The 10,804-nt window shown below is 60.0% G+C and carries 8 protein-coding genes and 1 pseudogene; 5 read left to right on the forward strand and 4 right to left on the reverse strand.

Annotated features, from left to right (window positions below; translation table 11 throughout):
• Positions 1–93: 93 nt before the first annotated feature.
• Both BGC09_RS18800 and BGC09_RS18805 read left to right on the forward strand, forming a co-directional pair.
• Positions 94–1,035: a hydroxymethylglutaryl-CoA lyase gene (locus BGC09_RS18800; RefSeq protein WP_069805760.1), complete on the forward strand. Its 942-nt coding sequence runs from the start codon at positions 94–96 to the stop codon at positions 1,033–1,035.
• A gap of 96 nt (positions 1,036–1,131) precedes the next feature.
• Positions 1,132–1,746, forward strand: coding sequence for a hypothetical protein (locus BGC09_RS18805; protein ID WP_069805761.1), 615 nt, complete (start codon positions 1,132–1,134; stop codon positions 1,744–1,746).
• 525 nt (positions 1,747–2,271) lie between these two features.
• Here BGC09_RS18805 and BGC09_RS18810 read toward each other — a convergent pair.
• Positions 2,272–3,681 carry a S41 family peptidase gene (locus BGC09_RS18810; protein WP_141727858.1) on the reverse strand — a complete coding sequence of 470 codons (1,410 nt, stop codon included), beginning with the start codon at positions 3,679–3,681 and terminating at the stop codon, positions 2,272–2,274.
• A gap of 590 nt (positions 3,682–4,271) precedes the next feature.
• Positions 4,272–5,006 (reverse strand): translation initiation factor IF-3, encoded by a 735-nt coding sequence (gene infC / locus BGC09_RS18815; protein WP_218104108.1) that lies wholly within the window; start codon positions 5,004–5,006, stop codon positions 4,272–4,274.
• 701 nt (positions 5,007–5,707) lie between these two features.
• On the opposite strand from infC, the gene BGC09_RS18820 reads away from it, so the two are divergent.
• Positions 5,708–6,016: a hypothetical protein gene (locus tag BGC09_RS18820; protein WP_069805763.1), complete on the forward strand. Its 309-nt coding sequence runs from the start codon at positions 5,708–5,710 to the stop codon at positions 6,014–6,016.
• A 164-nt stretch (positions 6,017–6,180) separates the two neighbouring features.
• Here the strand turns inward: BGC09_RS18820 and BGC09_RS18825 are convergent, their stop codons facing one another.
• Positions 6,181–8,187 carry a bifunctional homocysteine S-methyltransferase/methylenetetrahydrofolate reductase gene (locus tag BGC09_RS18825; RefSeq protein ID WP_069805764.1) on the reverse strand — a complete coding sequence of 669 codons (2,007 nt, stop codon included), beginning with the start codon at positions 8,185–8,187 and terminating at the stop codon, positions 6,181–6,183.
• Between the two features lie 280 nt (positions 8,188–8,467).
• Between BGC09_RS18825 and BGC09_RS18830 the strand changes: the two genes are divergently transcribed.
• On the forward strand, positions 8,468–9,526 hold the full coding sequence (locus BGC09_RS18830; protein ID WP_084659112.1) for a phosphoribulokinase: 1,059 nt from the start codon (positions 8,468–8,470) through the stop codon (positions 9,524–9,526).
• A 241-nt stretch (positions 9,527–9,767) separates the two neighbouring features.
• On the opposite strand, the gene BGC09_RS18835 is transcribed toward BGC09_RS18830, so the two are convergent.
• A complete protein-coding gene (locus tag BGC09_RS18835) occupies positions 9,768–10,199 on the reverse strand; it encodes an Hsp20/alpha crystallin family protein (RefSeq protein WP_069805766.1) in 432 nt (143 codons plus the stop codon).
• Between the two features lie 369 nt (positions 10,200–10,568).
• Between BGC09_RS18835 and BGC09_RS18840 the strand changes: the two are divergent.
• Positions 10,569–10,804 (forward strand): annotated as a pseudogene (locus tag BGC09_RS18840) (tyrosine--tRNA ligase); the annotation flags it as partial.

The following is a 10,804-nucleotide window of genomic DNA, read 5'->3' on the forward strand; positions in this document are numbered from 1 at the left end:
GCCACAGGCCTCCCGCTGCACACACAGCCGACGGATGGCTGTGTGTGCAGCCCGGCTCATGGTGGCCTGGGTCAGGGAGGACCGCGTAGAGCGATGAAGCTTGATCTCTCTACCCTACCGCGCCAGGTGCGCGTGGTTGAAGTGGGACCGCGCGATGGCCTGCAGAACGAGCAGGTGCGGGTTCCCACAGAGCAGAAAATTCATTTCATTCGTCTGCTTGCCGCAGCAGGCTACTCCGAGATTGAGGTGACTTCTTTTGTCAGTCCGCGGGCTATCCCACAGCTGAGCGATGCCAGCGCGGTCATGGCCGGCCTGCACGACCTGCCAGCAACCCTGCGCCTGACGGCCCTGGTGCCGAATCTCAAGGGCATGGAGCGGGCTTTAGCCGCAGGACTGCGCTCGGTGGCGGTTTTTACAGCGGCCAGCGATAGCTTCACCCGACACAATATCAATGCCACTATTGCCGAAAGCCTGGCCCAGTTCCGGCCTGTTTTGGCCCTGGCTCAACGTGAAGGGGTGCGCGTGCGCGGCTATATCTCGACGGTCTTCGGCTGCCCTTACGAAGGACGGGTTGATCCCCGGCGCGTGCTGGCGGTAGCTCTAGAGCTACTGGAGATGGGTGTCGCTGAGCTGTCGCTGGGCGATACCATTGGTGTGGCCACTCCCAATCAGGTCGTCGAGGTTCTGGATTTGCTGCTGACCGAAGGCGGCATTCCTCTTGAACGGCTGGCCGTGCACTTCCACGATACGCGCGGCACAGCGCTGGCCAATGTGCTGACCGCCCTTCAGATGGGCGTGAGCTGCGTGGATTCTTCCGCTGGGGGCCTGGGTGGCTGTCCGTATGCCCCTGGGGCCAGCGGCAATCTGGCTAGCGAAGATCTCCTCTATTTGCTCCACGGCATGGGCATCGAGACCGGGGTCTCGCTAGAACAGGTGGTCAGAGCTACACGCTTCATCGCCACGATACTCGATCATCCACCGACAAGCAAATATTACCTTGCTGCTACTGCTCAGGCTCAGTGCAGCGAGGGCTAGTTGACTGCTCCTTCCTCACTTTCTAAAATAGACACCTGTATCGATGGCTGATCCCATCGACCGGTTGCTGTCTTGTTCTGAGGAAGGAGCAAGTTGATGATTCGATTGTTCTACTGGCTCTACCGCTTTCTATCCAGGAGGGAGAAGCCGCTGTTGCAGCTTCTCTTGGGAGTTCTGCTGATTCCTGTCGGAGCCGCAGTGGCGTATGCTGCCTGCAGCGGCGAATATATCTATCCCTACTGGGTGATTCTGGGGGGCGGTCTGGCTTTTTTCGGCCTCGCCCTGCTTCTCAAGGGGCTGATTATCCTGCTCAGTCGGAAAGGGGTTTCGGCAGCTGCCGCCTCGTCACCCGCGCGCGAGCCGATCGCTGGGCTAAATCTGCACGCGAGCCTGGCCGGCCAACCATTGTCGACCGCTGCCTCGCTCTCGCCTCAGTCTGGAGGGCCTCGTCAGATGTCAGCCGGACCGGCGGCGGCGGCAGCTCCATCTTACAGGCCCGTTCCCCCAGGAATGGCCGGCCAGTCGCCCGCGGCCTTCCCCTCACAGCTCTCCTGGTGGGGAGGAACCCCCTGGCCAGCGGAACAGATGGGCTATCCAGGCTACCAGCCACAGCCGGGGCAAGGGCAGGGACAAGGAGCCCAAGCCCAGGCAAAGGCTCGGGCATCATATCCGCGTCAGCAGCTCTGGCCACCAGAGGTCTCCTCACGTTAGAAGCAAGAGCGACCTCGCCTATTGAGCGCCCCCACGATCCGGCTAGCTGGTTCGTTGATTCACCCTTGATGGCTTTACCGAGCTGTTTGTTTGCCGCCTGAAGCCGGTTTCACATCGGCCTACCGCTCTCAAGCAGGATGCGAGAACGAACGGCGCGCAAGGGACGTCTGGCTGTCCGTCGGTCCGCCGCAAGCAGCGGCTGCTCTCTCCCGATCAATCTGGCGCTGGTTCTGGCGTAGGAAGCGCTGGCCACCGCCAAGGCGGCCCAACAGGACAGGAACCACCCGAGAGGAGGCTGCCAGTCAGGACAAAGCCGTCTGTGCCTGGCCTTCCCACTCTGCCCTTGCCCGCTGGCTCCCTCGGACTCTGAATTGATCTCCCGGCCCCGCTGGGCGCCGCTGCGCTGCTCTCCTTGCACTCGCTTGCCACTCGACCCACTTGCCCCCGGAGCGACTCACCAGCCTCCGCTCCACTACATTTCTGGCGCGCGCTGAACGACACCAACGCCGATTGAGCGCTCGTCTCCTAGGGCTGGCTCTGGAGATATTGGAGCGCCCGAATCAGCTGGCTATCACCGCTTTGCAGAATCTGCTGATAGGTGGTATGGTTGCGATTCTCCGCCGCTGGTGTCAGGGGACTTTGTCCTGCCTTGAGGGAGACCACCACATTGGGTTGAATGCCATTCTGGCGAATAAAGTGGCCATCGGGCGTCAGCCACTCAGCCGTGCCGAGTAGTAGCTCAGAGCCATCGGAGAGCGGGAATTGTTCCAGCACTGTCCCTGTGCCGTAGGTACGTGTTCCGATGATTATTGCTCGATGGTTGTCTTGAAAAGCTCCCGAGACGATCTCAGCGGCGCTGGCTGTTCCGTTATCGACGAGGACCACCAGAGGGATCTTCCCATCGACCACGTGCCCTGTCACCTGATATGGCGTGCGCCTCCCCGAGCTATCTTGCTCCAGAAAGACCGTACCGCTGGCCTGGAACTCGCTGACCGTATTGATAGCCTCCTCAACCAGGCCGCCAGGATTGCCGCGTAGATCAAGGATAATGGCTTTGGCTCCGAGCTTTTTGGCCTGCTCAACGCTGCTTCGGAGCTGATCGCTGACCCCATCGGCGAACTGAACGATCTGAATATGAGCGACATGGGCCTCGGGAATATAGTGCATAATCACATTCGGCACAGTGATCCTGGCCCGCTTCAGATGGAAGGTCAGGGTCTGATTCGTGCCGGGACGACGTACGGTCACCGAGACGGCGGTGCCCTCCGGCCCTCGCAACAGCGAACTGATTGTATCAAGATCCTTGCCTTGCACGCTCTGGCCATTGACCGAGAGGAGAACGTCGCCAGGCTTGAGGCCGGCCTTCTCTGCCGGGGCCCCCGGCACTGTGTCGCTGATTACGACCTGTTTCGTTGTGGGATCTTGCTGGATATAGACGCCGATGCCAACCAGGGTCGGGCTGAGAGACTGATTGAAAGCCTGGACCTGGTCCGGCGTGAGAAAGCGCGTATGGCCCTTGTCGCCGAGCGTGTCGAGCATGGCTTGAATGGCGCTGTAGGCCATCTTCTGATAGTTGATCGCCTTACGATCAACATACTTCTGGTCAACTAAGGTCCAGGCTTGCTGAACCAACTGGGCATACTTTTGCGACTGGCTACTGGCGGGGAAGGAGCCAGAAGAGAAAAACTGGTGGCTGAACCAGCCGGCGATGAAAGCCAGAACGAGCAGCGCAGTCACAGTGACGGCACGGCGGACGACAGTGCGGCAACCAGGAGGCGCAGGTTGATCAGATGGAGCGCTTGGAGTGCCAGGTGGGGGTGAAGTAGCGGCTTGCGCATCAGACGAGCCGGAGTCGGGGACGCTTTCGGTTGAAAACGACCTCCAACTGCGCCGCTCATCGTTTTCATACCAGCGCGGGTCATAGTAGTTGCTCACCAGATTCCTCCCAAGAATGCGTCTCTAGCTAGCTAGCTACCAACCAAACTCAGCAGGCGATCACGAACCAGATGGCAGGCAGAGGCAAACACAGGCACAGAGCAGAGCAGAGCAGGCCAGGCCAGCGGGGCAATTCCGGCGGGACTATCAACTCAGTCCTTCCCGTATGGTAGTCGCCCTGGCAGGAAAAGTCAACCGCTCATGCGGATAGGGAAGAAAAAGGACGTAGTTACTGAGAACTACGTCCTTTCGCCTGCTGTATGAGCTATTCTGCTGTTCTACAGGAGAAGAGCATCCGCTCCTGATAGTCCAGGAAGGCGCTGGTACCGTTTTCCAAAACTGACCTCTGGAGGGCAAGCCCACACCAAACAGCGGTCGGTTCGCGTCCTCCAGAGCAGCTGTGCTGTTGGAGGCAGCAGAGACTCCTTTCTGAGCTGGTGCTTCCCTGTTCGACAGGAGTGACGCCTATTTGGGAAGCTCCAGGGCCTATCAGCCCACTCTCCGCCTTCCTCGTGGATATGTGACTGGTCGAGGAAGCAGAGGAGACTCAGGAGGAGCTGTTACTGCACCCCACATGGCCATGCCTATCGCTATTGTTGACGATCAGTGGCTTCCCCCACCTCTTGGCTCCCAGCAGCAGGAGCGGATGGGGAGGTTGGTGCCTGACTGCCAGCCACGGCTCCCGCCGTGGCCACCTGACGTTTACCGGAGGGGGCAGGTGCCTGCTTCTTTGGCGGTTCCCACCCCGGCGCGCGCGAGACAATCATCGACATCACCCGGCCCTCCATTATAGGCGGGCGTTCGATGACAGCTGTCCCTTTCAGGGTTTCGGCGATGCTATCCAGCAGCCTACGGCCAATTTCTGGGTGGCGCAAGTCTGGTCCACGGAACTGAACGCTGACCCGCACCTTATCGCCATCGGCAAGGAACTCCTGAATCTTGCGTGTTTTCACGCTGATATCGTGTTCATCGGTACGAGGGCGCAGGCGAATCTCCTTGAGAGTAATCGTCTTCTGATGCTTGCGCGCCTCGCTTTCCTTCTTGGCCTGCTCGTACTTGTACCGTCCATAGTCCATCAACTTGCAGACCGGTGGTACAGCATTGGGCTGCACTTCGACTAAATCCAGATCCCTCTCACGGGCGATATCAAGAGCACGGGGCGTCGGCATCACGCCGATCATCTCGCCATTCTCATCAATGAGGCGTACTTCTCGTGCCCGAATGCGCTCATTGACCCGTGTTTCGCGCGTCCGGTCATTCCCCCGAGGATCTCTGTTAATAGGCCAAACCTCCCTTTTCCTTTCCTGACTTGTCTGACTGGTGATAACCTGCTGACCTGTTTATCCCAGGGCCGGTGTCTATCCCTGGATAGACGGATTAAGTGTAGCATAAGGGGTGGGAGAAGTCAATTGATTTTGCGTACGTGCTCCGCACCCGTAAAGCCCCTGGCTCCTTTCCTTTTCCTCTCCCGGCGTCCCGCGCCTCACATTCACCCACGACCTGCTCTTCCTCCCTCTCCTTCTGCCTTTGACCGCCTGCAGCCTCTCACTCACTGGCACACCACGACAGACGGCCCCTTTCTTATGTTATACTTATTGAGGTAATGCGTTTGTTCGCCCTATCCTCTACGCCTTCAGCAGACGCAGAAGATCTCTGGCTGCGTCCTTCTATGCGCATTGTCTGTGCTTCAGATGCTGCTTCCGCACCGCTTTTCCCAAGCAGCGGCAGCGGAAACTGCAAAGGAGGACCACTATGAGCGGTTGCCTGGCAGCTGTCTCTCGCTTCCTCGCCCCCACGCTGGCGCCTCCATCGCCAGCGAGCAACAGCAGCCGGGTGGTTCGACAGGCCGCCTGCAGGCCGACCTGTAGACATCCAGACCAGCTTCCACCGTTCCCGCTCCTGGTCCAGGTCCAGTAGCAGCAGCGTCTACTGCCCACTGCGACCGTCCCCCCGGCGCTGCTAGCCGTGGCGCTGGCTCTGAGGGTCTCTTGTGCACGTGTACGACCCCGGAAGAAGAGGCAAGCCCATGCGAACGCTTTACACTGGCCACATCACCATCGGCAGACGTACTGTCCACTCGTTTATCTACGCAGAGACGCTCTACGAGGCGGAAGAGCAACTGGCTGATATTCTACAGCGCTATATCAGAGATCACTATCGGCTGGCGGCTTCGCTCGTGCTCCCCCGCATTCGCGTAGTCTCGCGTCCTTACGGCTGGCACCTGCCCGGCGGGCCATTCCTCCCAGGGACAAGCCGTCAGTATCTCCAGCGCTACCCGGCCCAGTCATGTCCCGCTGGCCTCGTCTACGAGAGTGAGGCCGCCAGCACGCCGTGAGCCTGAGCACAGCAAGGAGCAGACTTGAACCTGCGCGTGCGCGGCGGACGGAGCGAGGCCTTCCGCAGTGGGCCTGGCGCTCGCTCTTCTGCTGCGGTGCCTGCTCCCGCCAGGCCAGCGCTCTGCAGCGCCATCCCCTGCCTGTGAGCAGGCTACCGACTCTTTCAGGCACCGGCGGGAGCTTCGCGCAGCAAGCGTGTGAGACGGCCTACAATGTCATAGCGTCGATAGGAGGGAAGGAGATAGACCCCCTGAACAAGCTCGCGTGCCTCCATCAGCAGCTCCTGGGCGAGGCGCAAGCCCTCCTCCGTGCCCTGGTCGCCCGCAGCGCGCATGCGTTCGCGCACGCGCTCAGGAATAGTAACACCAGCCACTTCGTTGTGGAGAAACTCGGCATGGCGCCAGCTATGGAGGGGAATGCAGCCTAAAATCACCGGTACGGGCGGCTTGCCAACGCGCGTGAGAAAGCGCTCCAGGGGAGCCAGTTCATAGATCGGCTGAGTCATGATAAAGTGGGCCCCGGCCTCCAACTTGCAATAGTATTTCTCGATCTCGCGCTCGCCCTCCTCTTCGCTGACATTGAGGTTGAGGGCGGCCCCTATATGGAAGGAGGCCTTGGCACCAATGGAGCCTCCTGCCGCATCGTGCCCTTCATTCATCCCTCGCAGAATACGGATCAGGCCGACCGAATCGACATCCCAGACCCCGGTAGTATTGGGATAGTCTCCCACGCGCAGTGGGTCGCCTGTCAGAGCAAGAATATTGCGCAGTCCCAGGGCATGGGCCCCCAGCAGTTCGGCCTGCAGCGCCATCAAGTTGCGGTCGCGGGTCGTAAAGTGGATGATGGTCTCCATGCCCAGGTGATCCTGGATCAGGCGCGCCAGGGCGATGCAGCTCATGCGCACACGCGCCAACGGGCTATCAGCGATGTTGATACAGTCGACCCCATCGCGCTGGAGCTGGGCGGCCCCGGCCAGAATCTTGGAGGGATTGAGGCCCATCGGCGGGTCTAACTCAACGCTGATAACGAATTCGCCAGCCTCTAGCTTCTGCTGCAGGCGTGTCTTACTCCCTTCCTGGGGCAGGATGACCTCTTCCTCGGGCAGCGTGCCGATGGGAGGACGACGCTCGCCGCGCACGTGAATCACCGACGAGGCCGCCAGGCTGTCTCCCAGGCCCTGGACGGTCGCCGACGCCCCATTCTGCTGCCCGGCCTTCTCGCTCTGGCTCGCAGCCGCCGCCTCACGCCCATAGTGGGCGTCGAGTGCCTTCCGCATGGCTTCGATGTGGCGTGGTGTGGTGCCACAGCAGCCGCCAATGAGGCGTACCCCGGCCTGGGCAAAGCGCAGAGCATAGTCGGCAAAGTAGTCGGGCGTCGAGACATAGAAGAAGCGGCTGCCGATGCGCGTCGGCAGGCCAGCATTGGGCTGGGCCGAAAAGAGCGGGGGGCGCTTCCCCTGGCGGTTGGCGGCCTGAATCTCTTCGTCGAGGGCCCCAATCATGCCTTGTAGGGCCTCCAGGGTCATCGCCGGCCCCACGCAGCAGTTGGCCCCCATCACATCAACCCCCAGCTCATACAGCTCTCGCGCAACGCTGGCCGCCGACTGACCGGAGAGCGTGCGCCCATCCTCGTAGAAGCTAACTTGAGCCACAATCGGCAGCCCACCAACCTCCTGAGCCGCCAGTATGGCCTGACGCAGTTCGGCCAGACTGGTAAAGGTCTCTAAAATCAGCAGCTCGGCCCCCCCTTCCTGGAGGGCTTCGATCTGCTCTCGGAAGGCCGCCCGCACCTCGCTGAGCCGCCCACTCTCGGGTGCCTGCAGCGGCTGACCGCTCGGTCCAATAGCCCCCGCGATAAAGACCGGCAACCCAACAATTTCACGCGCCTCAATCGCCCGTCGCACCCCCTGAAAATTGATCTCGCGGACCCGATCCTCCAGGTTGTAGGCAGCCAGACGCAGGCGATTGGCACCAAAAGTATTGGTCTCGATAATCTGGGCCCCGGCACTGATGTACTCGCGATGGATGCCTTGAATCAATTCCGGGCGCGTGACGTTGAGCAGATCGAAACATTGCTCGTAGGGCACGCCACGCGCGTAGAGCAGGGTTCCCATCGCTCCATCACATAGCAACGGACCCTGTTGCAGTCGCTCCAACAATACGTGCTCCATAATAAGAGACCACTCCACCGGCAATACTGGCAATTGCGTTCGCTTCGTTGTCCTTCTATTGTACTCCCTCTCTGGCCTCTTCTTCCAGAGCGACGCGCCTGAACAGGGCAGGCTGGCCGCGAGATAGGCGAGATATGCTATACTTTTAACCAGCGAACCCCTGGGAAAGGTTCGCTTCCCTTCCGGCGAGGTGGAACGGATGGTGTTCAGAGCATGCAGATGCCAGGCAGCAGTATCTCGACTTTTTCTGCTTGCTTGCCTGCTAATCAGTGGCTAACTCATGGAGAGACAGAAGACAGCTCACAAGCCTCTCATCGTCGCGGTCTGCGGGGATAGCGGCTCAGGGAAGAGCACTCTGACTGATGGAATGGTCCAGCTTTTCGGCCAGGATTCCGTGACGCATATTTGCCTCGATGACTACCACACCCTGGATCGCGCGGCTCGCATGCGCGCCGGCATCACTGCCCTGCATCCGTGCGCCAATAATTTTCCGCTGATGACGGAGCATCTACAGCGCCTGGCGCGCGGTGAGACAATTGTGAAGCCGGTCTATGACCACCGCACGGGCACCTTTGGCCCGCCGGCGGAGGTGAAGCCCGCGGAGATTATTTTCGTTCACGGTCTCCATGCCCTCTTTACGCCCGAGCTACGCCGCCTCGCTCATGTGCGTATTTATCTCGACCCCGAGGCCGCTCTCCAGCAACAGTGGAAGATTATGCGCGATAGCACTTCTCGCGGCTACACCGTTGAGCAGGTACGGGAGCAGATCGCCCTGCGCCGCCGCGATAGCCGCCTCTATATCCAGCCACAAAAGCGCTTTGCCGATATCATTGTTCGTTTCTATCGTGGCAGCCTGTACTACCGCACGCGCGATCTGGCGCATCTCGATGTGCGCCTGATCGAGGCGAAGCATGCCCCCAAAATCGATCTCTCCGATGTGCTGGAAGCTTCCCATAATGGGCGCAAGCCCGCCTTCCGCCTGGTGGAGGAGGTCTACGATGGAGTGCTGCGCGATGTGCTGGAGATCGACGGCGACATCAGCCATCAGAAAGCCTGTGAGCTGGAAAATTGTATCTGGGCCCATATGGAGGAGATCAACCACCTGCGTCCAGAGCGCTTGAGTATGCTCGGGCGCTTCTACGTTGGAAATGTGCTGCGCCAGAGCGACCCGCTGGCCCTGACACAGCTCATTATTCTGTACCACATTATTAGCGCACGCCAGCGCTTGCGCCAGGCCGCCGCGAACGAGGATGCGCCTGGCCAGGAACCCTCGGCTGCCTCGGGGGAAGCAGTGGAGGACTGCAGTGGCCGCGAACGTGAGCCAGAGCAACGCTCGTAGAGTAGAGCAGAGCAAAGCAGCCCACGACCAGCCAGCCACTCACCGGCGGTCTGAGGAAGAGCGAGCGAACGAACGAACGAATGCTATGGCAGAGCCTGAGCAGCACTGGCGCCTTGTAGAGCAAGGCTGGCCCGCACCTCTTTCTCTCCTCTTCTCTCTTCTCCCCAGCCGGGCTTCATCGCAGGCCAGGGCCTGGAGATGGCGGGCCAGCCTTGCTGCGTTGCTGCTTGCCTTGTTCGGCTTAGCGAGCGTTGACTTTGACGGTGCGCGTGCGGGCCTGCTCGGCCTTGGGCAGGCGCAGGGTCAGGATGCCATTCTGATAGTTGGCCTCGGCTCGATCGGGATTGATGGGCGCAGGTAGCGTGAATGATTGCTGATACTGCCCGTTGCCGAAGTTGCGCCAGTGGACCGTGGCGTTCTCCGGCGCTACCGGCTTGGTCTCCCACTTGACAGAGATCGTGTCTTGCTGCGCGGTAATCTCCACTTCCTCCGGCTTGACACCCGGCATGGGGATCTGCAGGATGAAGTCATCTTTTGTCTCGTAGAGGTTCGAGGCAACACCCCGGCTCAAGAGGTTGCGCGGCGAAATGAAGCTCTCCTCAAAGAGGCGATCCATCGCTTCGCGCAGCGAAATCATCTCCTGGAAGGGGTTGTAGCGGGTCAGATCTGGCATAGGACTACCAACACCTCCTTCATTAATTATACTTTCTTACATTAACTTTGCTGTCTTACCAGCTAACAGATCACACAATGCTTCTGTCTCCGAGAACTTGCGGCCTCTCTCGCTCACATCATCTTCGTCCGTCGCTGCTGACAGGCCCATTTCTTCGGCCATCAGGCTGGGCCTGTCTCTCGCCTTAGAGTATAGCCTGCCTTGTATTAGAGCAACGTTTGCAATCTATAAGAATTCTGTTAGAAAAGTTGATAATGATCCTATCAAACTCAGCCTCTCGACGCCACCCGCGCTTTCTGTTACAATGCAGGCAATACGCAAGCCATCTCATCTCACCAAATCAGTCACAAGAGGAAGGGTGCAGAAGACGTGACGGTGAAGCACTCACCAGAGCCAGCTGAGATCGAGCGGGTGCTGAAGCGCGGAGTGGTGCTGGTGGAGAAAGAGGAAGAGCTGCGGCGCCTGCTGCTGGAAGGTAACCGTGGGGAGCCGCTGCGGGTCAAGCTTGGCGTTGATCCCAGCCACTATGAGCTGACCATCGGGCATGCGGTGGTCTTTCGTAAGCTACGTCAGTTTCAGCGCCTGGGCCACAAGGCCGTGGTTGT

The organism is Thermogemmatispora onikobensis, from assembly GCF_001748285.1.
Lineage (GTDB): Bacteria > Chloroflexota > Ktedonobacteria > Ktedonobacterales > Ktedonobacteraceae > Thermogemmatispora > Thermogemmatispora onikobensis.